This window comes from Streptomyces silvae (assembly GCF_016745505.1).
Lineage (GTDB): Bacteria > Actinomycetota > Actinomycetes > Streptomycetales > Streptomycetaceae > Streptomyces > Streptomyces silvae.
Genome location: NZ_JAERUC010000087.1, coordinates 19,465 through 44,994, shown reverse-complemented (window position 1 = coordinate 44,994; position 25,530 = coordinate 19,465). Strand labels below are relative to the sequence as shown.

Here is a 25,530-nt window from a genome sequence, read left to right as displayed (position 1 = left end):
AGTCGGCAGGCAGGCTACGCACGAGGCCGCCTGTGCCAGGCATTACAGTCGGCTCATGACCAAGTGGGAATACGCGACCGTGCCCCTTCTCGTGCACGCGACCAAGCAGATTCTGGACACCTGGGGCGAGGACGGCTGGGAGCTGGTCCAGGTCGTTCCCGGCCCGAACAACCCCGAGCAGCTCGTGGCCTACCTGAAGCGGGAGAAGCCGTAGTGGCGGGCGCCGTCGAGGCGAGGCTCGCCGAACTCGGCCTGGCGCTCCCGGACGTCGTACCGCCGCTGGCCTCCTACCAGCCGGCCGTGCAGTCGGGCGTGTACGTCTACACCTCGGGCCAGCTCCCGATGGTGGACGGCACACTCGCGGTGACCGGCAAGGTCGGCGCCGAGGTGACGGCGGACGAGGCCAAGGAGCTGGCGAAGACCTGCGCGCTCAACGCCCTGGCGGCGGTGAAGTCGGTCGCCGGTGACCTGGACCGCATCGCACGCGTCGTGAAGGTCGTGGGCTTCGTCGCCTCCGCCACCGACTTCACCGGCCAGCCGGGAGTGATCAACGGCGCGAGCGAGCTGCTGGGCGAGGTCCTGGGCGACAAGGGCGTGCACGCCCGCAGCGCCGTCGGCGTCGCGGTGCTGCCGCTGGACGCGCCGGTGGAGGTCGAGGTCCAGGTCGAGCTCGTCGACGCCTGACCCGCACCCGCCGGATTACGCATCCGCACCTCACTGATCCCGCCCGGGCCACGCGACCGGGCGGGATCAGCCGTGTACGGATCCTTCACGGCCGGTGATCCATGTACGGGGCAGGCACCGATCTCCGGGGCCCCTCGAACATCGGCGCGGTTCCGGATAGCCTCCGGCCATGTCGAACGGTCAGTGGTACCCACCGGAATGGCCTGCCCGGATCAGGGCCCTCGCCAGCGGCGAGCTGACAGCCGTGACCCCCAGGCGCGCGGCCACGGTGATGCTGCTCCGGGACGACACATCGGGTCCGGGCGGCGCGGGTCCCGCCGTCCACATGCTGCGCCGGCGGACCTCCATGGCCTTTGCCGGAGGCGCGTACGCCTATCCGGGTGGCGGGGTCGACCCGCGCGACGACGACCACCTCGTCGGCTGGGCCGGACCGTCCCTGGAGACCTGGGCCGCCAGGCTGGGCGTCGGCACCGCCGCGGAGGCGCAGGCCGTCGTCTGCGCCGCCGTCCGTGAGACGTACGAGGAAGCGGGCGTCCTGCTGGCCGGGCCGACCGCCGACACCGTCGTGAGCGACACCACGGGCGCCGACTGGGAGGCCGACCGTGAGGCCCTCGTCGCCCGGGAGCTGTCCTTCGCCGGGTTCCTGGACCGCCGGGGCCTGGCGCTCCGCTCCGACCTGCTGGCCGCGTGGGCGCGCTGGATCACCCCGGCCTTCGAGCCACGCCGCTACGACACCTGGTTCTTCGTGGCCGCCCTCCCGGAGGGCCAGCGCACCCGGAACGCCTCCACCGAGGCCGACCGGACGGTGTGGATCCGGCCCGGTGACGCCGCGGACGGCTACGACAAGGGCGAACTGCTGATGATGCCGCCCACCGTGGCCACCCTGCGGGCGCTGAGGCCGTACGGGACGGCCGCGGAGGCGCTCAAGGCGGCGGACTCCCAGAACCTGGCTCCCGTGCTGGCAGAGGCCCGCATGGAGGGCGACGAGCTGGTGCTGAGCTGGCCCGGACACGAGGAGTTCACCAAACACGTCCCGGCGGCCGGTGACGCACCCGGCCCGGCCGCGGCCGACGACACCGACGGGACCCCTTCATGACCGACGCGGCCGCACTGCCCGGCCAGCCCCGCGGCGGGGTCCTCTCCGGGCCCGCCACCACCCGTACGGTCAACGTCCTGGCCCCCAACGCCTCGGCGATGACCCTGGACGGCACGAACACCTGGATCGTCGCGGAACCGGACTCCGACCTCGCCGTCGTCATCGACCCGGGGCCGCTCGACGACGTACATCTGCGGGCCGTCGTCGACACCGTGGAGCGGGCGGGCAGGCGCGTGGGCCTCACGCTGCTCACGCACGGCCACCCCGACCACGCGGAGGGCGCCGCCCGGTTCGCCGGACTCACCCGTACGAAGGTGCGCGCCCTGGACGCGGCGCTGCGCCTGGGCGACGAGGGGCTCGCGGCCGGTGACGTGATCACCACGGGAGGGCTGGAACTGCGGGTCGTCCCCACCCCGGGGCACACCGCGGACTCGCTCTCCTTCCACCTGCCGGCCGACCGGGCCGTCCTGACGGGCGACACGGTCCTCGGGCGCGGCACCACGGTCGTCGCCCACCCGGACGGGCGGCTCGGGGACTACCTGGACACCCTGCGGCGGCTGCGCTCGCTGACGGTCGACGACGGGGTGCACACGGTGCTGCCGGGGCACGGACCGGTGCTGGAGGACGCCCAGGGAGCCGTCGAGTTCTATCTGGCCCACCGGGCGAACCGTCTGGCCCAGGTGGAGACCGCCGTCGAGGCGGGGCACCGCACGCCCGCCGAGGTCGTGGCGGCCGTGTACGCCGATGTGGACCGCTCCCTCTGGCCGGCTGCGGAGCTGTCGGTGCGGGCGCAGCTGGAGTACCTGACCGAGCACGGCCTGATCTGACCGGCCCCGGTCCGGGAGCGCATGCGAAAGGCCCCACCGGGCGGTGGGGCCTTTTCGACGACCGGGCCGGTCCGTGGCCGCACGGTGGCGGCTCGGACGGTGCGGGGGTCAGCGGGAGCGCTTCGCCAGCCGCTCCACGTCCAGGAGGATCACGGCGCGTGCCTCGAGCCGCAGCCAGCCGCGGCCCGCGAAGTCCGCGAGCGCCTTGTTGACCGTCTCGCGGGAGGCGCCGACCAGCTGGGCCAGCTCTTCCTGCGTCAGGTCGTGCACGACGTGGATGCCCTCCTCCGACTGCACGCCGAAGCGGCGCGACAGGTCGAGGAGCGCACGGGCGACGCGGCCCGGCACATCGGAGAAGACCAGGTCGGACATCTGGTCGTTGGTCTTGCGCAGACGGCGCGCGACGGCCCGCAGCAGCGCGGTGGCCACCTCGGGACGGGCGTTCAGCCAGGGCTGGAGGTCACCGTGGCCGAGGCCGAGGAGCTTGACCTCGGTCAGCGCGCTCGCGGTGGCGGTGCGCGGGCCCGGGTCGAACAGCGAGAGCTCTCCGATCAGCTCGCCGGGGCCGAGGACGGCCAGCATGTTCTCCCGTCCGTCGGGAGAGGTGCGGTGGAGCTTCACCTTGCCCTCGGTGACCACGTAGAGGCGGTCACCGGGGTCGCCCTCGTGGAACAGCGCGTCGCCGCGTGCGAGGGTCACCTCACTCATCGAGGCGCGGAGCTCCGCGGCCTGCTCGTCATCGAGCGCCGCGAAAAGCGGGGCGCGCCGCAGAACGTCGTCCACGAGTTCTCTCCTTGTCGGCCTGTTCAGGGAAGCGTGGTTTCCATGATGCCGGACGGTAAAACAGTGCGATCGATCACAAACCAGTTTGACGCACGGGCGTGCCGGACCCTACGGCAGGGGGCCGATCGAGCGTGGATACGCGGTGACCGGGGCGGATGTCAGCCCCTGGCTCTAGGCTGGCCGGGTGTCCGGAACGCCGGTGAGAGCGCAGGCCAAGGGGGCTGATGGGGTGTCGGGAGACAGGAATTCCGCTGTGGGCGAACAGCCCGTACGAAGTAAGAAAAAAGCCGCGAAAGGTCCGACGGGGGCAGCAGCGGCGGGCAAGCCCGCGAAGCCCGAGTCGCACCTCGCGATGGTCCGCCGTGCCCGCCGTATCAACCGCGAGCTCGCCGAGGTCTATCCGTACGCCCACCCCGAGCTGGATTTCCGTAATCCCTTCGAGCTCCTGGTGGCAACGGTCCTCTCCGCCCAGACCACGGACCTGAGGGTCAACCAGACCACCCCGGCCCTCTTCGCCGCCTACCCGACGCCCGAGGACATGGCCGCGGCCGTGCCCGAGAAGCTGGAGGAGATCATCCGGCCGACCGGGTTCTTCCGGGCCAAGGCGCGGTCCCTCATGGGCCTGTCGGCCGCGCTGAGGGACGACTTCGGCGGAGAGGTCCCCGGCCGCCTGGAGGACCTCGTGAAGCTGCCCGGCGTCGGGCGCAAGACGGCCAACGTGGTCCTCGGCAACGCGTTCGGTGTCCCCGGCATCACCGTGGACACCCACTTCGGCCGGCTGGTGCGCCGCTGGAAGTGGACGGAGCAGGAGGACCCGGAGAAGGTCGAGGCCGAGGTCGCCGCGATCTTCCCGAAGAGCGAGTGGACGATGCTCTCGCACCGGGTGGTCTTCCACGGCCGCCGCATCTGCCACTCCCGCAAGCCCGCCTGCGGCGCCTGCCCGATCGCCCCCCTCTGCCCGTCCTACGGCGAGGGCGAGACGGACCCCGAGAAGGCGAAGAAGCTCCTGAAGTACGAGATGGGGGGCTACCCGGGTCAGCGCCTCAGCCCGCCCCCGGACTATCCGGGCAGCCCCGCACCCCCGCTGGGAGCCGGGTGACGGCCGCCCGGCGGGTCCGTGCGGAACGAAATCGCCGATGACAGGCGTTGGAACGACGGGGGTGCCCATGACGCACGCACAGAGGACACGGGCCGCGACCGACGCGGCCACCACCGGGACCGGCGCGCCCCACGAGGGCGCGCTCACCGTCACCACCGAAGGCCTGCCCGCCTGGCTGGAGCCCGTGGCACGGGCCGCGCGGACCGTGCGGGCCCAGCAGCTCAGCCGCTTCCTGCCGCCGGAGAGCGGCGCAGGACGGCAGTCCGCCGTCCTGATCCTCTTCGGTGAGGGTGAGCGCGGCCCGGAGCTGCTTCTGATGGAGCGTTCGGGGACCCTGCGCTCCCACGCCGGCCAGCCGTCCTTCCCCGGCGGCTCCCTCGACCCGGAGGACGGCGACCACCTGACCACCGGGCCCCTCAGGGCCGCGCTGAGGGAGGCCGAGGAGGAGACCGGGCTCGACCCGAGCGGTGTCCAGCTCTTCGGTGTGCTGCCCCGGCTCTACATCCCGGTGAGCAGCTTCGTCGTCACGCCCGTCCTCGGCTGGTGGCGGACGCCCAGCCCGGTGGGGGCCGTAGATCCGGCCGAGACCGCCCGGGTCTTCACCGCCCCCGTGGCGGATCTCACGGATCCCGCCAACCGAGCGACGGCCGTCCACCCCAGCGGCCACGAAGGCCCCGCATTTCTGGTCGAATCCGCCCTCGTCTGGGGATTCACAGCCGGTGTGATCGACAGGATTGTGCACTACGCCGGATGGGAACGCCCCTGGGACAGGACCAGGCAGGTGCCGCTCGACTGGCGCGCATGACAGGCTGACTCCCGTGCTGCGCTGTTCCGGGCCTGGCCCGGACCCCGTCGAACCGGACGGGCCAGGTGACGAATCTGCGAGGCTATAGACGGTGAACGTGCTGGACATCCTGCTGCTCGTCGGCGCCGTGTGGTTCGCGGTCATCGGCTACCGCCAGGGTTTCGTCGTCGGCATCCTGTCCGTGATCGGCTTCCTGGGCGGCGGCCTCGTGGCCGTCTACCTGCTGCCCATCATCTGGGACCAGGCGACCGACGGATCGGAGGTCTCCTCCACCGCCGCCATCGTCGCGGTCGTGATCGTGATCGTGTGCGCCTCCGTGGGCCAGGCGTTCACCACCCACCTGGGCAACCGGCTCCGCCGGTACATCACATGGTCGCCGGCGCGTGCCCTGGACGCCACGGGCGGCTCCCTGGTCAACGTGGTGGCCATGCTCCTGGTGGCCTGGCTGATCGGCTCCGCACTGGCCGGCACGTCGCTGCCGACGCTGGGCAAGGAGGTCCGCAGCTCGTCGGTCCTGCTCGGGGTCTCCCGGGTGATGCCGGACCAGGCCTCCACCTGGTTCACGGACTTCTCCTCCGTCCTCGCGCAGAACGGCTTCCCACAGGTCTTCAGCCCGTTCGCCAACGAGCCCATCACCGAGGTCGAGGCCCCGGACCCGGCGCTCGCCGGAAGCCCCGTCGCCGCCCGTGCCAAGAAGTCCATCGTCAAGGTCGTCGGGATGGCGCCGGGCTGCGGCAAGGTCCTCGAAGGGACCGGCTTCGTCTTCTCCGACCGCCGCGTCATGACCAACGCCCATGTGGTCGGCGGCGTCGACGAGCCGACCGTCCAGATCGGCGGCGAGGGCCGGCTGTACGACGCCAAGGTGGTCCTCTACGACTGGCAGCGGGACATCGCCGTACTGGACGTCCCGGATCTCGACGCCCAGCCGCTGCGCTTCACGGACACCGACAAGGACGCGGGGAGCGGCGACAGCGCCATCGTCGCGGGCTTCCCGGAGAACGGCGCCTACGACGTGCGCTCCGCGCGCATCCGGGGCCGTATCGACGCCAACGGCCCCGACATCTACCACCGCGGCACCGTGCGGCGCGACGTGTACTCGCTCTACGCGACCGTCCGCCAGGGCAACTCCGGCGGCCCGCTGCTCACTCCGGACGGGAAGGTGTACGGAGTGGTGTTCGCGAAGTCGCTCGACGACCCGGACACGGGGTACGCGCTGACGGCCGACGAGATCCGCGAGGACATCGAGCTCGGCAGGTCCACGGCCCAGCAGGTCGACAGCCAGGGCTGCGCGCTCTGAGGCCTCCGTCGGGCGGCCACCGGCACTGACCTGCCGCCCGGCTCCCGGTCACCGCCGGAGCCGGGCTTCCGCGCCCTGTCGTACGGATGCCACGTACGCCACGCACAGGTCCCCGGTCCTCGACGGACCGGGGACCTTCGTTCGGTATGTCGTCCGCCCGGTGTGTCGTCCGACGGCTACCGGGTCATCCGCGGGGGTGGCGCAGGCGCGCCGAGACCCAGCGGGCCCGGCGGTGGAGAATGCGCGGAATGCCCAGCCGGAGATCATGGAAATCGCTCACATCGTGCACCCGGCTCGGAGAGCCGCCCCCCTCATGAATGCTCGGACCAGCAGGAGCGGTCGAGCGGCGGTTGCGTGCTGCGTCATTGAAGTCGCGCGTCCAGCCCATACCTCGACGTCTGCCCGTGACCCAAGGTCGGTAATCGTGCGCGAGTCAGCCAATTGGCTTATGCGGCAGGCAAGTGGCTGTTCGTCAGACAGCTGTGCGCATCGGTCAGCGGTCCGGCTCGGGGTCCTTGAGCCAGTTGATGAGTTCGGTCGAGAAGCCGACCGGGTCCTCCTCGTGGGGGAAGTGCCCCAGACCGTCGAAAAGTCGCCACCGGTACGGCGCTTCGACGTACTGGCCGGAGCCCGCGGAACTACGGGTCCGTACCGCCGGGTCGAGCGAGCCGTGAAGGTGCAGCGTCGGCACGCGCACCGGACGCTTCATCCGACGGTTGAACTGGACGCCGTCCGGACGGGCCAGCGAACGGACCATCCAGCGGTACGGCTCGATCGAGCAGTGGGCCGTCGACGGGATGCACATGGCGCGCCGGTAGACGTCCATGGCCTCGTCGTCGGGGAAGTCGGGGGTGCGCGGCCCGGACCAGTCACGGATCAGCCGGGCCACCAGGGCCGCGTCGTCCGCCACGAGTTGACGCTCCGGAACCCACGGCCGCTGGAATCCCCAGATGTGCGAGCCCGCGCGTGACTGGGCGAAGTCCGAGAGCATCGAGGAACGCCAGCGGCGCGGATGCGGCATCGACGACACCACGAGCCGCCGGACCAGCTTCGGCCGCATCACCGCGGCGGTCCAGGCGAGATAGCCGCCCATGTCGTGGCCCACGAGCGCCGCGTCGGGCTCGCCGAGCGAGCGGATCACGCCGGTGACGTCGAGCGCCAGGTTCGCGGGGTCGTAGCCCCGGGGCGTACGGTCGCTGCCGCCGACCCCGCGGAGGTCCATCGCGACCGCGCGGTACCCGGCGTCGGCCAGGGCGGTCAGCTGATGGCGCCAGGTCCACCAGAACTGCGGGAAACCGTGCAGCAGCAGCACCAGCGGCCCGTCGCCCAGCTCGGCGATGTGGAAGCGCGCACCGTTGGCGGCCACGTCACGGTGGGCCCAGGGGCCGTCGAGCCGGACGGGGCCGCCGGAACCGGCAACCGGTCCCAGCGGCCGCACCGGGCCGGATGTGCCGAAATCGGGGTCGGTCATGTGGACGAGCGTGTCACAGAGACCGCCTTGTCCTGGACAGGACGGTTCTCGATGGCGCGGTCCGCGAGCGTGCTGCCCTGCGCCTGTTCGATCGCACGCGCGCCGGCGGGACGCGGGTGGGGCTTGACGCCCTGCAGCACCGCCGCGGTCTGCTTCGCCGAGGCGATCGACTTCTCCGGCGGCTTGACCTTCTTGAACTTGGCCAGCCCGAAGAGGGCGAGCAGGATCCCCAGAAGGATGAACGCACCGCCCACGATCAGGAACGACCAGGCGAGACCGAGCCCGAGGTTGTGGATCCCGTAGGCCGCCGCGAAGCTCAGCACGGGGATCGCGAAAAGGATCAGCACACCCGTGACGATGAAGGCCACGCTGCCGATCACGCCGCGCTTGACGTCCTGGCGCACCTCGGCCTTGGCCAGGGCGATCTCGTCGTGCACCAGCGCGGACATCTCAGCTGTCGCCGAAGCGAACAGCTGTCCGAGACTACGGTCGGTGCTGCCCGCGTAGTTGCCGGGGTCGCTCATCCCTGACTCCCTCTCCTCTTCCGTACATCCGATGTCAGATCATGCCGGACTGTCCGGCTTGCTGCTCGCTGCCCCCGCCCGTTCGGCCAGGCGGCGGTGCTCGGCAGCCTTCTTCTCGTGGATCGCGGCCATGCGCAGGTGGTACTCCGGGTCGTCCTGCTCGTAGACGTCGGGGACGCCTGATCCGTCCGCGTCGAGTTCCTCGGCCTCGTACAGCGTCCTGTATCTGCGTACCCGCAGTTTGAGCAGTACACCGGAGAGTACGGCGGCGATCAGCGAACCGATGAGTACCGCTGCCTTGACGTCGTTGATCATGTCCTCGTCGCCGGTGAAGGCGAGCTCCCCGATGAGCAGAGAAACGGTGAAGCCGATACCGGCGAGCGTGGCCACGGCGAAGACATCGGCCCAGGCGAGATCCTTGTTGAGCTGGGCCTTCGTGAAGCGGGTGACGAGCCAGGTGCCGCCGAAGATGCCCACGGTCTTGCCGATGACCAGGCCGAGCACCACCCCGAGCGTTTCGGGCCGGGTGAAGACACCGGCCAGGGCATCGCCCTTGAGAGTGACGCCGGCCGAGAAGAGGGCGAACAGCGGGACCGCGACTCCGGCCGACAGAGGGCGCACCAGGTGCTCGATGTGCTCGCCCGGGGACTGCGCCTCACCTTCGCGCCGGGAGCAGCGCAGCATGAGCCCCATGGCGACGCCGGCAATCGTCGCGTGGACGCCGCTGTTGTACATGAGGCCCCAGATGACCAGGGCGAGCGGCAGATAGATGTACCAGCCTCGTACCCCCGTGCGCAGCAGCACGTAGAACACCGCCAGCCCGGCGAAGGCGCCGCCGAGCGCCAGGAAGTCGAGGTCCTCGGTGAAGAAGACCGCGATGATGAGGATGGCGAAGAGGTCGTCGACGACGGCGAGCGTCAGCAGGAAGGCGCGCAGCGCCGAGGGCAGCGATGTGCCGATGACCGCGAGGACGGCGAGCGCGAACGCGATGTCGGTGGCGGTGGGGACGGCCCACCCGGCGAGGGACCCGCCGCCTGCTGTCGCGGTCAGCGTGTAGACGACGGCGGGGACGGCCATCCCGCAGAGTGCCGCAGCGACGGGAAGAGCGGCCGCCCGGGGGTCACGGAGTTCTCCGGCGACCAGTTCACGCTTGAGCTCGACTCCTGCCACGAAGAAGAAGACGGCGAGCAGTCCGTCGGCCGCCCAGTGGGCCACCGAGAGATCGAGCCCCAGCGTTTCCGGGCCGAAGTGGAAGCCACTGACGGACTCGTAGGTGGAGCCGAAGGTGTTGGCCCAGATCAGCGCGGCGACGGCCGCGAGCAGCAGGATGACGCCGCCGACCGTCTCGGTGCGCAGGGCGTCGGCGACGTAATTGCGCTCGGGGAGGGAAAGCCGGCCGAGCAGCGTGCGGCGGCCTGAAGGGGGGAGGGGCGGGGCCACGAGGGAGACCTCCGGGTCGGGTTACGGCAGTGGTGGCATGGAGATACACATGCCGACCAGACTTCCCGGCGCCCCTGTGGAGATTTCCTGTGCTGTTGTTGCTCGAAGTCACCACTCTACCTGGGCTATCGGCAACGTATACGGATCAGGTCCCGCCCGCCGCCCGGCGACGTCCACCGGCACGACATCCACCGGCAGTGGTGCCCGTACGCCGCCGCCGTCTCCCCGGCTTTGCCCCGGCCTTCTCCTGGAGCAGGAGAAGGGGCACCCGGGGTGTCCCGGGTGCCCCTTCTTCAGGTCTCGTCTCCTGCCTCTGCCGGTGTCTGCCCTGGCTCCGGCCTAGTCCTCGGACGAAGCGGAGGGCAGCTGCGTCTGGATGAGCGACATGACCGAGGAATCCGTGAGCGTGGTGACATCGCCCAGCTCGCGGTTCTCGGCGACATCACGAAGCAGACGGCGCATGATCTTGCCGGACCGCGTCTTCGGCAGCTCCGCCACCGGCAGGACGCGCTTGGGCTTCGCGATCGGCCCGAGCGTGGTGCCGACGTGGTTGCGCAGCTCGGCGACCAGCTCCTCGGAGGCCGTGGCCGTACCGCGAAGGATCACGAAGGCGACGATGGCCTGACCGGTCGTCTCGTCGTTGGCGCCGACGACGGCGGCCTCCGCGACCGAGGGGTGCGAGACGAGAGCCGACTCGACCTCGGTGGTCGAGATGTTGTGTCCGGACACGAGCATGACGTCGTCGACCCGGCCGAGCAGCCAGACGTCGCCGTCCTCGTCCTTCTTGGCACCGTCACCCGCGAAGTACTTGCCCTCGAAGCGCGACCAGTAGGTGTCGAGGAAGCGCTGGTCGTCCCCCCAGATGGTGCGGAGCATCGACGGCCACGGCTCGGTGAGAACCAGATAGCCGCCCCCGCCGTTCGGCACCTCGTTGGCCTCGTCGTCGACGACCGTGGCGGAGATGCCGGGCAGCGCCCGCTGGGCGGAGCCAGGCTTCGTCGCCGTGACTCCGGGAAGCGGCGAGATCATCATGGCGCCGGTCTCGGTCTGCCACCAGGTGTCCACGATCGGGCAGGTGTCGGCACCGATGTGCTTGCGGTACCACATCCAGGCCTCGGGGTTGATCGGCTCACCGACCGACCCGAGGACACGCAGCGACGACAGATCGAACTTGGCGGGGATGTCGTCCCCCCACTTCATGAACGTACGGATCGCCGTCGGTGCGGTGTAGAGGATCGTGACGCCGTACTTCTGGACGATCTCCCAGAAGCGCCCCTGGTGGGGGGTGTCGGGCGTGCCCTCGTACATGACCTGGGTCGCACCGTTGGCCAGCGGACCGTAGACGATGTACGAGTGTCCGGTCACCCAGCCGATGTCCGCGGTGCACCAGTACACGTCGGTCTCGGGCTTGAGGTCGAAGACCGCGTGGTGCGTGTACGCCGCCTGGGTCAGGTAGCCCCCGGAGGTGTGCAGGATGCCCTTCGGCTTACCCGTGGTGCCCGAGGTGTAGAGGATGAAGAGCGGCTGCTCCGCGTCGAAGGCCTCAGGCGTGTGCTCGGCCGACTGCCGGGCGGTGATCTCGTGCCACCAGACGTCGCGGCCCTCGGACCATGCGGTGTCCTGCCCCGTACGCCGGACGACGAGGACGTGCTCGACGCTGGGGATGCGGGAGACGGCGTCGTCCACCGCGGGCTTGAGCGCCGAGGGCTTGCCGCGGCGGTAGCCGCCGTCGGCGGTGATGACGACCTTGGCGTCGGCATCCTGGATCCGGGCGGCGATGGCGTCGGCGGAGAAGCCGCCGAAGACCACCGAGTGCGCCGCGCCGATGCGGGCACACGCCAGCATCGCTACAGCGGCCTCCGGGATCATCGGCAGATAGACGGCGACCCGGTCGCCCTTGCCGACACCGAGCTCGGTGAGGGCGTTGGCCGCGCGGGAGACCTCGTCCTTCAGCTCCGCGTAGGTGATCGCGCGGCTGTCGCCGGGCTCACCCTCGAAGTGGATGGCGACGCGGTCGCCGTTGCCCGCCTCGACATGACGGTCCACGCAGTTGTACGCGACGTTGAGCTTGCCGTCCGCGAACCACTTCGCGAAGGGCGGGTTGCTCCAGTCGAGCGTCTCGGTCGGCTCCGTGGCCCAGGTCAGGCGGCGGGCCTGCTCGGCCCAGAAGCCCAGCCTGTCCGCCTCGGCCTGCTCGTACGCCTCCGCTGTCACGTTGGCGTTCGCGGCCAGATCGGCAGGCGGTGTGAACCGCCGCTCCTCCTTGAGCAGATTGGCCAGGCTTTCGTTGCTCACGACATCTCCCATTCCCAGGGTGTCCGTTGTGTCCCGGGGGACAGCTCATCAGGCTGCGGGCCAGGTGACAAGTGTCTGCCGGAAATTGGTTTAGACCTGTGCTTGGTATGGAGTCACATGTCCCGCTTCCGCGCGCAGCGCTGTGCGATGCGAAAGCGGGACCACAAGGTCTCACGGACCGGATGTGTGAGTGGTTCAGGCACCGACAGCGGCGTCGGGAGTCGTGTGCAGGGCGTCGATGCCGTGCTCCGCGCCCCATACGGCCCCGGGGGCGACCCGGACGAAGACCTCGTCGGGTCCCGTGCCGGAACTGGCGCCCTCGGTCAGCAGATAGGCCTGCGCCTCGCCGACGTGGAAATACATGCCGTGCAGTTGCAGAGTGCCCTCCGCCAGTCGGCGCGCCACCGACTCGTGCGCACGCAGGTGCTCCAACTGCTGGACCACATTGGTCAGACAGAGCTGCTCCACCGCATCGGTGGGCAGCCGGCCGGCGATCCGCGCCCAGGAGTGGTGACGTGAACGCATGCGCTCCAGACTCGGCAGCCCGTGCCGCAGCCAGCGCCACAGGGGCGTCCGGGGCGCCTCCGGCGCTGCTCCCAACAGGGCTTGCATCGCACCGCATCCGGAATGGCCGCAGATGGTGATGGACTCGACCTCCAGCACATCCACCGCGTACTCGATCGCGGCGGCCACCGAATCGTCGTTGCCCGTCGCACCCTCGGCGTCCGGCGGCGGCACCAGATTGCCCACGTTCCGCACGGTGAAGAGATCGCCCGGGCCGCTTGCGGTGATCATGCTGGTGACCAGGCGGGAATCGGCACAGGTGAGGAAGAGCTGTGAAGGCCGCTGCCCTTCGGCGGCCAGCCGGGCCAGCTCCTCACGGACCAGCGGGGCGGTGGTGCGCTGGAACGAACTGAGGCCGCTGAGGAGCCGGTGGGATCTGTGCCGGCGGCCCGGGGAACCCGTCGGTCCCACGGGAGCAGGATCTTCGGAGGCGACGGTGGAGGCAGGCGAGGCCGGGTCGGTGGGGGAGCCGGACGCGGTGGCGGCGGTGGCCGGTGCCGTGGCGCCGGTGGTGTCCTGCGCGCGGTCGTGGCAGTGGTGATTGCGCCAGGGTGTCCAGGGACGGCAACAGGAATGGGCGGCCGAGGCGGGCTCGGCGATCCGGCCACCGGAACGCCCGGTGAACTCGATCCGGGCCCCCAGCGCGGTCTGGGCCGTGTACCAGTCCTGGATCGTCTCGTACGCCGCGTGGTCCATGAAGAAGCCGTCAAGCTCGACCACGACGTCCGCGCCGTGCGGGAGCTTGCCGAGGAGCCTGCTGAGCCGGGGCACGGCCAGGAAGGTCAACTGTCCCCGCGCGGCCACCAGATAGCGGCCGTCCTGCTCGGTCACGGTGATTCTCGTGCGGGCCAGCCGGTGCAGGGCGACGGCCACGGCGACGACGATGCCGATCGCCACACCCTCGAGCACGCCGACCAGGACGACGCCGCTGATCGTGGCGCCGTACACCAGGAATTCCCGGTGCCGGTGCACCTTGCGGATGTGGGCGAAGCTGACCATCTGGATCCCGACCACCATCACCAGGGATCCGAGGGCGGCGAGAGGGATCCACTCGAGGGCCGTGACCAGCAGAACGGCTGCCAGCAGCACCCAGACGCCGTGCAGCACGGTGGAGGCGCGGCTCGTCGCGCCCGCCCGGACGTTGGCGGAACTGCGCACGGCGCCGCCCGAGACGGGCATGCCCCCGGCCAGCCCTGACAGGGCGTTGGCGACCCCCTGGGCCCGCAGCTCCCGGTCGAGATCCGATCGCTCGACGGGGGCGGGCGGAGTCGCCCCGTCCTTGGGTGGGGCTGCCGCCCGCTCTGCGGCCAGCTTGTCCACGGAAACGGCGGCCAGCAGGGATTCGAGGCTGGCCACGAGCATGACGGTGAACATCGCCGTCGCCAGCGCCATCACCGGGCCGTGCGGCAGCTCGGGCAGTGCGTGCGAGCGCCACGACGGCAGATCCACCCGGGCGATCCCGGGCGCCGCCGCGGCGGCCACCGCCGTCGCGATCACCACGGCGGCGAGGGCGGCGGGGATTCTGCCCAGCGACGCCCCGATCCGCCCGGGCATACGCGGCCAGACGACGAGAAGCAGGATCGTCAGGGCTCCGATGAGGGGCCCGGCCGGCTCGAAGTGAGTCAGGCGGGCGGGGAGCGCGAGGGCGTTCTCCAGGGCGGAGCTCCGGGGCACCTCGCCGAACACGACGTGCAACTGGGCGAGAGCGATGGCGACACCGATCCCGGCGAGTGTGCCGTGGACGATGGCCGGGCTGACGGCGAGGGCACTGCGTGCCGCTCTCACCGACCCCAGCAGGATCTGCAGGAGCCCCGCACCGATGGTGATCGCGCAGGTGGTGCGCCAGCCGTAGATCTGGATCAACTCCGCCGTGACCACGGTCAGTCCGGCGGACGGGCCGCTGACCTGGAGCGGCGTGCCGCCCAGCAGGCCGGCGACGATGCCGCCGATCGCGGCGGACACCAGGCCGGCGGCGAGAGGGGCGTCCATGGCGACGGCGAGGCCGAGCGACATGGGAATGGCGATCAGGAAGACAGTGATCGATGCGGACAGATCCGCACCCGAGACGCGGAAGGGGCCGCGGCCCGGCCGCGGGGGCGGGCTGTGTGGACGCTTGAATCCCGAGGCCCGGGAAGGGCGTGAACTACGGGATGAGTGGTCGTTGCGAGTAGGGGCGCAGGCAGACATGTTCCCGTCTCCTCCGGGGCAGCGCGGTCGCGGTATGTGAATGACGGCGGCCGTGGATCACGGCGTGCAGCGGTGGGGTACAGCGGCGGGATTTCTCAACTCTCCGTAAATGAATAGTAATGGAGAGTAAAGAAAGGTGTCCATGCTTTCGAGCAAATAGCCCACTGCATCACCCTTCTCAGTGAATAAGCAGCTTTTCATCCGGCTTGTCGTACTGGTTCCCGCGGAGCTGCGTGTGAGGTTGGCCGCGCCGTGTCGGCACTTCAACGCACGAATCCTGCAAGGAAGAGGGTGGACGGATGATGGCCGCCACGAAGAGGATCGCCCTGGGCGCCGTGGTCACGGCGCTGGTCGCAGGCCTGGCCGGCTGCTCGGGCCCGGACACGGGAGCCGGCGGCTCCACGCCCGGCACCGGGAAGCGGTCCGCCCCCGGCGCGGAGGAGAACTCTCCGGCCGCGGCGCCGAAGGGGGCCGTCAAGCTCATCGGTGACGGGTCCACCGCCTTTACGGGAGCGCAGCCGAAACTGCCCGTGGCCAAGAGGCTCAAGCCCGGCCAGAAGCCCCCGCAGTTCGTGGTGTTCTCGTGGGACGGTGCGGGTGAGGACAGCCAGAAGCTCTTCTCGCATTTCCGGGCGGTCGCGAAGAAGTACGACGCCAGGATGACGTATTTCCTCAGCGGCGTGTACCTCCTGCCGGAGACCAAGAAGGACCTCTACGACCCGCCTCAGCATTCGGCGGGCCGCTCCGACATCGGGTTCAACGACACGGAGGGAATCCGCAACACGCTGACGGAGCTCCGTGCGGCGTGGCTGGAGGGCAACGAGATCGGAACCCACTTCAACGGGCACTTCTGTGGGCCTGACGGAGGCGTCGGCACGTGGTCGGTCGAGGAGTGGAAGAGCGAGATCAGCCAGGCGAAGTCCTTCGTGAAGGGTTGGAAGACCAACGCCCCCGACCTCAAGGGTGAGGCGCCGCTGCCCTTCGACTACGACAAGGAGCTGATCGGCGCCCGCACACCGTGCCTGGAGGGCCAGAAGAACATGGTCGCGGCCGCCCGGACCATGGGATTCCGCTACGACTCCAGCGGTATCGGCAACCAGGTCTGGCCCGCGAAGAAGGACGGGCTCTGGGACCTGCCCCTGCAACTCGTCCCCGTGCCGGGCCGCGCGTTCGAGACGCTCTCGATGGACTACAACTTCATGTTCAACCAGTCCGGTACGACGACGCAGGGCGACCCGGACAAGCGCGAGTACTGGGGCAACCAGATGCGGGACGGACTTCTTCAGGCGTTCGACCGCGCCTACAACGGGAACCGCGCTCCGATGATCATCGGCAACCACTTCGAATCGTGGAACGGCGGCACCTACATGCGTGCCGTCGAGGAAACGATCAAGACGGTGTGCACCAAGCAGGATGTGCAGTGCGTTTCCTTCCGTCAGCTCGCGGACTGGCTGGACGCGCAGGACCCGGCGACGCTCGCGAAGCTCGGGACGCTGAAGGTGGGTCAGGAGCCCAAGCCGGGCTGGACCGCGTTCCTCGCGGGGACGGCTCCGGGCAAGCCCGCCGGCAGCCCCGTGCCCGCCAGGCCGGCGGACCAGCCGGCAGGCAAGGGAGCTGACGGGGGAGCGGAGTAGGGGTCGCACTCCGGCACCGCTCCTGCCGGTTCAGGCCGGCTGGGCAGCGCCCGCATCCACGAGGTGCTCATGCAGGACGAAGGCGGGGTCGACCTGGGCAGCCAGGTCGGCGCCCGTCTTCTCGTTGCCCCAGCTCTCCGCGTTCTTCAGGTGGAAGTGCACCATCTGGCGCGTGTAGCGCTCCCAGTCACGCAGCCCGTACGAGTCCTCCGCGGCGTTCTGCAGGGCCTGCAGGGCCATCCGGTTGTCCGCTTCCAGGAGTTCGAACGGGGCCGGCCGACCCTTCTCCATCGTCCGGACCCAGTCGGAGTGACCGATACCGACCAGCAGGTCGTCGCCGACCTCGGCGCGCAGGAAGTCGAGGTCGTCCTCCCCCTGGACCTTGTTGCCGACCACCTTCAGCGCCACCCCGAAGTCCCGCGCGTACTCCTTGTACTGGCGGTAGACCGAGACGCCCTTCCGGGTCGGTTCGGCGACCAGGAAGGTCATGTCGAAACGGGTGAACAATCCTGACGCGAACGAATCCGACCCGGCGGTCATGTCGACCACCACGTACTCGTCGGGCCCGTCGACCAGGTGGTTCAGGCAGAGCTCGACCGCTCCGACCTTGGAGTGGTAGCAGGCGACGCCCAGATCGGACTCGTTGAACGGACCGGTGGCCATAAGCCGGATGTCGCCGTCGTCGAGACGCACCGTGCGGGCGCAGGCGTCGTACACCGGGTTGTCCTCGCGGACGCGGAGGAGCCGGGACCCCTCTCCGGGGGGTGTTGTCTTGATCATCGTCGCGGCGGACGCGATGCGGGGGTTGCTCCCGCGGAGGTAGTCCTTGATGAGAGGCAGCTGGGCGCCCATGGCGGGCAGGGCGGCGGCCTCCTGTTCGTCCAGGCCTAGGGCGGCCCCGAGATGCTGGTTGATGTCGGCGTCCACCGCGACGACATGGGCTTCATTGGCAGCGAGGTGGCGGATGAAGAGCGAGGACAGCGTGGTCTTGCCGCTGCCGCCCTTCCCCACGAAAGCGATCTTCATGTTCACCTAGGGTAGCGGGATGATTGCGTGCTGTGGTCATCCTTGGTGAAGAAGGCCACTCCGGGGCGGCATCCGCATCCCGGGCGCGTAGCCTCCCTACTTATGAGTACGACTTCCTCGGACCCGCTTGCCGCCCTGGGTGACCTGCTGGGCGTCCCCGACGCGGTGGACTCCGTACGCAAGGCTGTGGACCGGGTCTACGGGCACCGGGTCATGCGGCGTCGCAGCAATGAGGTCACCGCTGAGGCGGCCCTGCGCGGAGCTCGTGGTTCCGCGGCTCTCTCGGGTGCCGACTGGAATCTCGAGGAGGTGCGCCGGCGCACGGATTTCAGTGGTGTGGACGAGTCCCGCACCATCGGTGCCGCCTTGAGGCTCACGGCGGAGGCGGGGCAGCTGCTGTCCATCTGGCGGCAGTCGCCGCTTCGTGTCCTGGCCCGCCTGCACCTGGTGGCCGCGGGCGGAGCGTCTCCGGACGACACGGTCGGCAGGCCCCGGCTGGCGGGCGAGCCTGTCGTCGAGCCACTGATCGAGGCACCTGTCCCGGACGCGGACGAGGTGGCCGGGCGCCTCGAAGGGCTGTCGCAACTGATCATCGCCGGTGGCTCCGCGCCCGCGCTGGTGACGTCCTCGGTGGTGCACGGTGAACTGCTGGCGCTGCGCCCCTTCGGTTCGCACAACGGCCTGGTCGCCCGGACCGCGGAGCGGATCGTGCTGATCGGCAGCGGTCTCGACCCCAAGTCGATCTGTCCCGCCGAGGTCGGCCATGCCGAGCAGGGGCGCGCGTCCTATGTCGCCGCCTTCGAGGGGTATCTGTCGGGCAAGCCGGAGGGCATGGCCGCCTGGATCGCCCACTGCGGGCGCTCCGTGGAGCTGGGCGTCCGGGAATCCACGGCGGTATGCGAGGCGCTGCAGCGCGGCGCGGCCTGACTCTCTCCGCCCGGGAGCGGGCGAGCGTCTCGACCGGGTGTTTGCCGACGTGTCCCGCTCGCAGTGGGCCCGCCTGGAAAGGGTTGCGGCGGCACCGTTTCCGGTACCGCCGCTGGCACGTCCGCCCAGTTACCAAGCGTCCTCGATATATGTGCCCATCAGGCCGGGTTCTTTGCCCGTCACCTGGTGCGGCTGGCCCGTAATCGACGGGTCGACGTCGCGTGGGTGCTCGGCTTTCGTGCGCGGTCCGTGGGGCCTTACTGCGTGAAAGGTGATCCTCGCGGATGTCCTTGGTCTCGCGGGCCGTTGAGTCCTTTGTACTCCAGTGCTGGTGGGAGCAGTGGAAGCCCTGGCCGATTTTCTTTACTTTTATGTTCAAATGCAGCCGAGTCGGACATTGTTGCGCGCCCGACGGGGGGTGGGGTCGGCCGTCCGGGCTGTAGGGGCTGTCAGGCGGGGATCGCGGCTGAGCGGCGACGGTTGGTGTACCAGACGAGCCCCGCGGTCACCGCGGCCGCACCCAGCGCGGCGGCTGCCACGAGTGCCGGTCGCGGTGGCATCGAGAAGGTGGGTAGCCGCTGCTTGAGCCGGACGGGCCGATTGAAGACGAGAATCGGCCATTCCCTGAGGGTGGCCTCGCGACGCAGTGCTCGATCCGGGTTGACGGCGTGCGGATACCCCACGGCGTCGAGCATCGGCACGTCGGTGGCGGAGTCGCTGTACGCATAGCAGCGCGCGAGGTCATAGCCTTCCGATTCGGCGAGAGCCCTGATGGCCTCGGCCTTCGTCGGGCCGTAGGCGTAGTACTCGACCTCGCCGGTGAAGCAGCCGTCGTCACCCACGACCATCCGGGTCGCCACGACCCGGTCGGCGCCCAGGAGTTCCCCGATCGGTTCGACGACTTCGGCGCCGGAGGTCGACACGATGACCACATCACGCCCAGCGGTGTGATGTTCCTCGATGAGGGTTGCGGCTTCGTCGTAGATGATCGGGTCGATCAGGTCGTGCAGGGTCTCGGCGACGAGGTCCTTGACCTGCTGGACGTTCCAGCCCTTGCAGAGCGCTGAGAGATACTCACGCATCCGCTCCATCTGGTCGTGATCGGCGCCCCCGGCAAGGAACACGAACTGTGTGTACGCGGTGCGCAGTACGGCACGGCGGTTGATCAGCCCGCCTTGGTAGAAGGACTTGCTGAAGGTCAGTGTCGATGACTTCGCAATGACCGTCTTGTCCAGGTCAAAGAAGGCTGCTGTGCGCGGCGAGAAGCAGTTTTCCACAAAGGTGAGCATAGGGGCCCGCCATTCGGCGTAAAGTCCCGCAGGTGGGTTTGCCTGAGAAGGGCCTCGGGTACACCATGGAAGTCACGGATCGTTCGCGACCGTGCTAACCCGGTCCGACTCCTCCCCCCCCGAGTCGGCCGTGGGGACGACCCCCGCTCTCCCCCCCGGCGGGGGTCGTCGCATGTCCGGATGCGTTTCGCGGCCGAGTAGCCGATCCGCTCCCTCCTCGTGTCACCCGTGGGCCGTCTGCCCCTGTGGGTTCACTCGATCCTGACCCGTCACGGTGTGTAGCGGAAGGGGTGCGCTGCGAAAGTCCCCTGTACGAGCTACCGAGATATCCACAACGCTTGAGTTATCCACAGTTTTTAAGCAAGATCCACATGTTTTTCCGCGTCGCTGCATGTTGATTCCACCTGCGAAGTCCGCGGGTACCGGAATCGCGCATCTCGGAAGCGTTCGAGATCGCCGCGAAACCGCACTGGAGGAGACAGTGAGAGGGGCGTGGACCGTGGCTGGATCTTTCGCGGGGGATGGCCCGTCGAGCGCTGAAGCTCGGCGGGAAGGGCCGCTGATCCTCACCGAGGACCCGGATCTGCTGGACGATCTGCTGAGGCTGTGCGCGGCGGCCGGCGCGGTGCCGGAAGTGCATCACGGGTCTCCCGAGGAGAGAGGCAGCTGGAAGCGGGCCCCGATGGTCCTGGTCGGCGACGATGCGGCGCGCGGATGCCGTGGGGCGCCCCGCAGGCCGGGCGTCATGCTCGTCGGACGGGACCAGGACGACCCTGAGGTCTGGCGCCGCGCGGTGGAGATCGGTGCCGAGTATGTGCTGAGACTGCCTGATTCCGAAGGCTGGTTGGTCGACCAGATCGCCAACGCCGTGGAGGGCGTGGGCCGATCGGCGCTCACCGTGGGAGTGATGGGAGGCCGAGGGGGCTCCGGCGCATCCACGCTGGCCTGTGCGCTCGCAGTCACAGCTGCGAGATCAGGCAGGCGGACCATGCTCATCGACGGCGACCCCTTGGGCGGTGGCATCGATGTGCTGCTCGGCGGTGAGGGATCCGAGGGTTTGCGGTGGCCGGATTTCGCCCGTTCGAAAGGGAGGCTGGGCGGAGGGGCGCTGGAGGAGTCGCTGCCGGCGCTGCACGGGCTGCGCGTGCTCAGCTGGGGCCGGGGCGAGCAGGTGATCGTTCCTCCACAGGCCATGCAGTCGGTGCTCGCCGCCGCGCGCCGACTCGGTGGAGTGGTGGTCGTGGACCTGCCGCGGCGGTTGGACGAAAGCGTGGCCGAGGCGCTGGCGCAGCTCGACGTCGGGCTGCTGGTCGTACCCGGGGAGCTGAGAGCGGTCGCGGCTGCCCAGCGCGTGGCGGCCGCGGCCCGCATGGTTCTCGAAGACCTGCGCGTCATCGCCAGAGGGCCCTACACCGCGGGTCTGGACGAGCAGTGGGTCGCGCAGGCACTGGGCCTGCCACTCGTCGGTGACCTGCCCACAGAACCCGGGCTGCCTGCGGCCCAGGACAACGGTGTGCCTCCGGGTGGGGATCCCCACGGCGCGCTGGCCCGCTTCTGCAAGGCCTTCTGGGACCAGGCGGATGTCCCCCGCCGCCTGGAGACTGTCCCGCCCCGGCTTCAAGGGGGAGGGCCGTCATGACCGACGCGCTGCTCGACGCCGTGCGCCAGCGACTGGCCCGCAGTGGCGCGGCGCCCACTCCTGCGGGAGTGGCCGCCGCGTTGAGGGAGCAGGGCCGTCTGCTCGGTGACGCGGAAGTGCTCGGCGCGGCCGAGGAGCTGCGGGGCGAGCTTGTCGGTACAGGAGTGCTGGAGCGTCTCCTGGCCGACCCGGCGGTGACCGATGTGCTGGTGTCCGCCCCCGACCGGGTGTGGGTGGACCGCGGCGGCGGACTCGAGCTGACCCCGGTCGTCTTCCAGGACGCGGCGGCCGTCCGGAGGCTGGCTCAGAGGCTTGCCGCGGTGGCGGGGCGACGGCTGGACGACGCTCGGCCGTGGGTGGACGCGCGGCTGCCGGACGGGACACGTATGCACGCGGTTCTGCCGCCGGTGTCGGTGGGCTCGACGTGCCTCTCGCTCCGTGTGGTGCGGCCCCGGGCCTTCACGCTGGAGGAGCTCGTGGCAGCGGGGACCGTCCCGCCCGGCGGCGACCGGCTGCTGAGAGCTCTGGTGGAGGCCAGGGTGTCGTATCTGATCAGCGGAGGAACGGGCGCGGGGAAGACCACTCTGCTGTCGAGCCTGCTGGGGGCGGTCGGTGAGCGCGAACGCATCGTGCTGGCTGAGGATTCGGCGGAACTGCGACCGGATCACCCGCACGTGGTGCGGCTGGAGTCGCGGCCCGCCAATCAGGAGGGTGCCGGGCGGGTGACGCTGCGGGACCTGGTGCGCCAGGCGCTGCGTATGCGTCCTGACCGGCTGGTGGTGGGAGAGGTCCGCGGTGCAGAGGTGACCGAGCTTCTGGCCGCCCTCAATACCGGGCATGAGGGCGGCTGCGGCACTGTGCACGCCAATGCGGCCGAGCACGTCCCGGCACGTCTGGAAGCTCTGGGAACTGCCGCCGGTCTCGACAGGGCGGCTCTGCACAGCCAGTTGGCGGCGGCGCTGTCCGTGGTGGTCCACCTTGTGCGGGACAGGGGCGGGCGGCGGCGTCTGGCCGAAGTGCACGTGCTGGAACGGGATTCCGCGGGCCTGGTCGTCACCGTTCCGGCGCTGCGCTGGGGTGCCGACGGGTTCGAGCCGGAGCGGGGCTGGGAGCGGCTCGGCTCGCTGATCGAGGTTGCGTCATGACCTCGGTGGCCCCCGACCTGCTGATGCGGATGCCGGCGTGGGCGATGGCCGGCTGTGCGGGCGTGGCGGGCGCTCTGGCCGTGGCCCGTGACCCGGGGGCGCGGAGGGCCCGGCTGTTGCTGGATCGGCGGAGGGAGGAGCCGTGGGGGCCGGCGGCACGGGACTGGGCGTGTGCGCTTCTCGCGGGGCGGAAGGAATGGCTGTGCGCCCCTGTGGCGGCTGTTCTCGCGGTGCTGGGTGAATCGGTGCTGCCGCTGCTTGCGGGAGCTGTGGCGGTCCCCCTGGTGAGGCGCTGGCTGCGGCGCAGGGACCGGCGACGTGAGCAGGAGATCGCGGCCGATGCGGTGACGGCGCTCTGTGGCGCGGTGATCGGCGAGTTACGGGCCGGACGGGAGCCCGGACAGGCGTTGCTCGCCGCCGCTCGGAACACAGGGGGGTCGGGAGACGCGCGGAACGCTGAGGCGCTGGGCGCGGGTGAGTCCGCCGTGCTGGCCGCCGCGCGGTTCGGTGGCGACGTGCCGGGCGCGTTGCGGGAGGCGTCGGCGGGGCCCGGCCTAGAGGGGCTTGCGGGGATGGCCGCCTGCTGGCGGGTCGCGGTGAACGGCGGAGCCGGTCTCGCGGCGGGTCTGGCCCGGCTGGAGAGCGCCCTGCGGGGTGAGAGGCGGCGACGGGAGGAGTTGCGGGCGCAGTTGGCGGGCGCGTGGTCGACGGTCGTGCTCCTGGCGTTGCTGCCGGTGGTGGGGCTGGGGCTGGGGGCGGCACTCGGGGCGGACCCGTTGGGGGTGCTGCTGCACAGCCCTGGGGGACTCGTCTGCCTGGTGGCAGGTGGCCTGCTGGAGGCCGCGGGGCTGTTCTGGGCGTCGCGGATCGTGCGGGCGGGGGAGGCGGTGTGAGCGGGGTGCCTGGTTCGGGGGGTACGGCGGCTGCCGCTGGGGCGGCGGGGACGGTGCTGGGCACAGCCGCGTATCTCACCCTGGCGCTCAGAGGCCGACGGCATGAGCGCGCGATACGCAGACGGCTGGAACTGCTGACCGGGGGACATGCGCTCGGCACGAGGCAGGGGCGGACGGGTCTACGGGCGCCAGGCTGGGGCCGCGCTCGGCGGTGGGCGGTGTTCATCGCCGTCTGGGCGACGGGCTGGATCCTCGTCGGCGGCCCGGCCGGAAGCGGGATCGGTCTTGCGGCGGCGTACGGCGTACGGCGATGGCGGCGCACCGTCCAAGCACGAGGTGCTGCCGACCAAGGCGCCGAGGCCGCCCTGGTCGCCCGACAACTGCCGGTCGTCGCGGATCTGCTGGCTTCCTGCCTCTCGGCGGGTGCCGGGCCGAGGGAAGCGGCGGAGGCGGTGGGCGAATCGATCGGCGGCCCGGTCGGTGAGCGGCTGGCCCGAACGGCGGCCGAGATCCTGCTCGGCGGTGAACCGGCCGAGGCATGGGGCCGGTTCGGGGAGCTGCCGGGGGCCGCGCCACTGGCCCGATGTCTGGAGCGTGCCGGGTCGACGGGGGCACCTGCGGCCGAGCCGGTTTCCAGGCTGGCCGACGAGATACGCGCCGAGCGGGCGAGCGCGGCCGTGGCGCGTGCGCAGCGGGCGGGTGTGCTGATCACCGCGCCGGTGGGGCTCTGCTTCCTGCCCGCCTTTCTGGCGGTGGGCGTGGCGCCGGTGGTGATCGGACTGGCGTCCGGCCTCTTGCACCGCGGCTGAACGCGACAGCGGCTCTTCGGCCCTGCGGCTGCCGCCGCGCTGCGCCCGGCCCTTGGCTCGCTGCCGGCGGCCTGGCCCGGCACGGCTTGGCCCGGTCGAAGCGTGCTTGAACCAAGCGTCGGCCGAAGTACCGAACGAAACAACGTGGTTTCTGAACATGGGGGTTGAGATGGGCAGGAATGTTAGGGCGCGGTCGCTGGGCGCGTTGCGTCGTGCATGGGACGCCGGGATCGGCAAGCGCCTGCGGAGCCGTGGGAACGACCGGGGGATGACGACGTCCGAGTACGCGGTGGGGACCATCGCTGCGTGCGCGTTCGCGGCGGTGCTCTACAAGGTCGTCACCAGCGGGGCGGTGCTGTCGGCGTTGCAGTCGCTGATCAAGGACGCCCTCGATGCGAAATTCTGAGGGCTCGCGCAGAGGCCGGAGCGGAGACCGGGGAGCGGTTACGGCGGAGGCTGCCATGGCCCTTCCGGTGCTGGTGGTGTTCGTCCTCGCCCTCGTCTGGGCGCTGGTGGCCGCCTCGGACCAGATCCGCTGTGTGGACGCCGCACGGGCCGGGGCGCGGGCCGCGGCCCGGTCGGAGCCGGAGGGTGCGGTGCGGTCCGCAGCGCAGGAGGCGGCGCCGGGCCGGGCACGGGTCGCCGTGGAGCGGGCCGGGTCCCTCTGGAAGGTCAGGGTCGAGGCGCCCACGCCGGGGCCCGGCCCGCTGGGCCTGACGTTGAGCGCCGAGGCCGTCGCGCTGGCGGAGGACACCGTGGGGGCGGAACCGTGAGCAGGACGAGATGCGGCCCTGAAGTCGGGGACCGGGGGATGGCGACGGTCTGGGTGGCCGTCACGACCGCGACCCTCTGGGCGGTGTTCGCGATGGTGCTCGCTCTCGGCCAGGCCGTGTCCGCCCGTCACCGGGCCGGCGGCGCGGCGGATCTGGCTGCACTTGCCGCGGCCGACCAGGCACTGCGAGGCGCGGAGGCGGCCTGCGCGGCGGCTGGTGAGGTTGCCGAGGCACAGGGCGCGGAGATCGTGCGGTGCGGCGTCACCGGAGAGATCGCCGATGTGACCGTGCGGGCGCGCTTCGGACCGTACGCACCCGAGGTG

The 25,530-nt window shown here is 70.6% G+C and carries 24 protein-coding genes and 1 pseudogene; 16 read left to right on the top strand and 9 right to left on the bottom strand.

Annotation, left to right across the window (positions count from 1 at the left end; all coding sequences use genetic code 11):
* Positions 1-55: 55 nt before the first annotated feature.
* The 4 genes from sp36 (at position 56) to JKV81_RS13190 (ending at position 2,607) form a co-directional block, all read left to right on the top strand.
* Positions 56-214, top strand: a complete 159-nt coding sequence (sp36, locus tag JKV81_RS13205) for a Sp36 family protein (RefSeq protein WP_019992579.1) — start codon at positions 56-58, stop codon at positions 212-214.
* Positions 214-684 carry a RidA family protein gene (locus JKV81_RS13200; protein ID WP_129264400.1) on the top strand — a complete coding sequence of 157 codons (471 nt, stop codon included), beginning with the start codon at positions 214-216 and terminating at the stop codon, positions 682-684. The genes sp36 and JKV81_RS13200 overlap by 1 nt, the downstream gene beginning before the upstream one ends.
* A gap of 169 nt (positions 685-853) precedes the next feature.
* Positions 854-1,780 (top strand): NUDIX hydrolase, encoded by a 927-nt coding sequence (locus tag JKV81_RS13195; protein WP_202075979.1) that lies wholly within the window; start codon positions 854-856, stop codon positions 1,778-1,780.
* Positions 1,777-2,607, top strand: a complete 831-nt coding sequence (locus JKV81_RS13190; RefSeq protein WP_129264396.1) for an MBL fold metallo-hydrolase — start codon at positions 1,777-1,779, stop codon at positions 2,605-2,607. Before JKV81_RS13195 ends, JKV81_RS13190 begins: the two co-directional genes overlap by 4 nt.
* Positions 2,608-2,715: 108 nt before the next feature.
* On the opposite strand, the gene JKV81_RS13185 is transcribed toward JKV81_RS13190, so the two are convergent.
* Complete coding sequence (locus tag JKV81_RS13185; protein ID WP_031090867.1) at positions 2,716-3,390, bottom strand: Crp/Fnr family transcriptional regulator; 675 nt, start codon at positions 3,388-3,390, stop codon at positions 2,716-2,718.
* 253 nt (positions 3,391-3,643) lie between these two features.
* On the opposite strand from JKV81_RS13185, the gene nth reads away from it, so the two are divergent.
* From nth to JKV81_RS13170, 3 genes are all read left to right on the top strand, one after another.
* A complete protein-coding gene (nth, locus tag JKV81_RS13180; RefSeq protein ID WP_129264394.1) occupies positions 3,644-4,489 on the top strand; it encodes an endonuclease III in 846 nt (281 codons plus the stop codon).
* A gap of 67 nt (positions 4,490-4,556) precedes the next feature.
* On the top strand, positions 4,557-5,294 hold the full coding sequence (locus JKV81_RS13175; RefSeq protein WP_124277656.1) for an NUDIX hydrolase: 738 nt from the start codon (positions 4,557-4,559) through the stop codon (positions 5,292-5,294).
* A 91-nt stretch (positions 5,295-5,385) separates the two neighbouring features.
* A complete protein-coding gene (locus JKV81_RS13170; protein ID WP_099173505.1) occupies positions 5,386-6,591 on the top strand; it encodes a MarP family serine protease in 1,206 nt (401 codons plus the stop codon).
* Between the two features lie 184 nt (positions 6,592-6,775).
* Here JKV81_RS13170 and JKV81_RS36240 read toward each other — a convergent pair whose 3' ends face one another.
* The 6 genes from JKV81_RS36240 to JKV81_RS13145 form a co-directional block, all read right to left on the bottom strand.
* Positions 6,776-6,979, bottom strand: a complete 204-nt coding sequence (locus tag JKV81_RS36240) for a hypothetical protein (protein ID WP_099173506.1) — start codon at positions 6,977-6,979, stop codon at positions 6,776-6,778.
* Between the two features lie 105 nt (positions 6,980-7,084).
* The gene (locus JKV81_RS13165; protein WP_202075977.1) at positions 7,085-8,062 is read right to left on the bottom strand and encodes an alpha/beta fold hydrolase; all 978 of its coding nucleotides are present in this window, start codon (positions 8,060-8,062) and stop codon (positions 7,085-7,087) included.
* Positions 8,059-8,586, bottom strand: coding sequence for a phage holin family protein (locus JKV81_RS13160; RefSeq protein ID WP_124277655.1), 528 nt, complete (start codon positions 8,584-8,586; stop codon positions 8,059-8,061). The genes JKV81_RS13165 and JKV81_RS13160 overlap by 4 nt, the downstream gene beginning before the upstream one ends.
* Before the next feature lie 39 nt (positions 8,587-8,625).
* Positions 8,626-10,026 carry a Na+/H+ antiporter NhaA gene (gene nhaA, locus JKV81_RS13155; RefSeq protein WP_129264389.1) on the bottom strand — a complete coding sequence of 467 codons (1,401 nt, stop codon included), beginning with the start codon at positions 10,024-10,026 and terminating at the stop codon, positions 8,626-8,628.
* A 339-nt stretch (positions 10,027-10,365) separates the two neighbouring features.
* Positions 10,366-12,333, bottom strand: a complete 1,968-nt coding sequence (gene acs, locus JKV81_RS13150; protein ID WP_124277653.1) for an acetate--CoA ligase — start codon at positions 12,331-12,333, stop codon at positions 10,366-10,368.
* Between the two features lie 183 nt (positions 12,334-12,516).
* Entirely contained in the window at positions 12,517-15,072 is a 2,556-nt protein-coding gene (locus JKV81_RS13145) for a SulP family inorganic anion transporter (protein ID WP_129264385.1), read from the bottom strand.
* Positions 15,073-15,371: 299 nt separating this feature from the next.
* Between JKV81_RS13145 and JKV81_RS13140 the strand changes: the two genes are divergently transcribed.
* Positions 15,372-16,706 carry a polysaccharide deacetylase family protein gene (locus JKV81_RS13140; RefSeq protein ID WP_129264383.1) on the top strand — a complete coding sequence of 445 codons (1,335 nt, stop codon included), beginning with the start codon at positions 15,372-15,374 and terminating at the stop codon, positions 16,704-16,706.
* A 30-nt stretch (positions 16,707-16,736) separates the two neighbouring features.
* Here the strand turns inward: JKV81_RS13140 and JKV81_RS13135 are convergent, their stop codons facing one another.
* The gene (locus tag JKV81_RS13135; RefSeq protein ID WP_129264381.1) at positions 16,737-17,732 is read right to left on the bottom strand and encodes an ATP-binding protein; all 996 of its coding nucleotides are present in this window, start codon (positions 17,730-17,732) and stop codon (positions 16,737-16,739) included.
* Between the two features lie 102 nt (positions 17,733-17,834).
* Here JKV81_RS13135 and JKV81_RS13130 point away from each other — a divergent pair, with 102 nt between their 5' ends.
* Positions 17,835-18,659: a Fic family protein gene (locus tag JKV81_RS13130; RefSeq protein ID WP_202075975.1), complete on the top strand. Its 825-nt coding sequence runs from the start codon at positions 17,835-17,837 to the stop codon at positions 18,657-18,659.
* 449 nt (positions 18,660-19,108) lie between these two features.
* Here JKV81_RS13130 and JKV81_RS13125 read toward each other — a convergent pair whose 3' ends face one another.
* Positions 19,109-19,948, bottom strand: coding sequence for an HAD family hydrolase (locus tag JKV81_RS13125; protein ID WP_129264377.1), 840 nt, complete (start codon positions 19,946-19,948; stop codon positions 19,109-19,111).
* Between the two features lie 499 nt (positions 19,949-20,447).
* Between JKV81_RS13125 and ssd the strand changes: the two genes are divergently transcribed.
* From ssd to JKV81_RS13090, 7 genes and pseudogenes are all read left to right on the top strand, one after another.
* Positions 20,448-21,587: a septum site-determining protein Ssd gene (gene ssd, locus JKV81_RS13120; protein ID WP_307820529.1), complete on the top strand. Its 1,140-nt coding sequence runs from the start codon at positions 20,448-20,450 to the stop codon at positions 21,585-21,587.
* Positions 21,584-22,732: a TadA family conjugal transfer-associated ATPase gene (locus JKV81_RS13115; protein ID WP_129264373.1), complete on the top strand. Its 1,149-nt coding sequence runs from the start codon at positions 21,584-21,586 to the stop codon at positions 22,730-22,732. The genes ssd and JKV81_RS13115 overlap by 4 nt, the downstream gene beginning before the upstream one ends.
* Positions 22,729-23,625, top strand: a complete 897-nt coding sequence (locus JKV81_RS13110) for a type II secretion system F family protein (RefSeq protein ID WP_202075972.1) — start codon at positions 22,729-22,731, stop codon at positions 23,623-23,625. The genes JKV81_RS13115 and JKV81_RS13110 overlap by 4 nt, the downstream gene beginning before the upstream one ends.
* A complete protein-coding gene (locus JKV81_RS13105; protein WP_372444144.1) occupies positions 23,622-24,434 on the top strand; it encodes a type II secretion system F family protein in 813 nt (270 codons plus the stop codon). Before JKV81_RS13110 ends, JKV81_RS13105 begins: the two co-directional genes overlap by 4 nt.
* 169 nt (positions 24,435-24,603) lie before the next feature.
* Complete coding sequence (locus tag JKV81_RS13100) at positions 24,604-24,840, top strand: DUF4244 domain-containing protein (protein ID WP_129264367.1); 237 nt, start codon at positions 24,604-24,606, stop codon at positions 24,838-24,840.
* Positions 24,827-25,207 (top strand): TadE family type IV pilus minor pilin, encoded by a 381-nt coding sequence (locus JKV81_RS13095; RefSeq protein WP_129264365.1) that lies wholly within the window; start codon positions 24,827-24,829, stop codon positions 25,205-25,207. Before JKV81_RS13100 ends, JKV81_RS13095 begins: the two co-directional genes overlap by 14 nt.
* 38 nt (positions 25,208-25,245) lie before the next feature.
* Positions 25,246-25,488 (top strand): annotated as a pseudogene (locus tag JKV81_RS13090) (Rv3654c family TadE-like protein); the annotation flags it as partial.
* Positions 25,489-25,530: the final 42 nt, after the last annotated feature.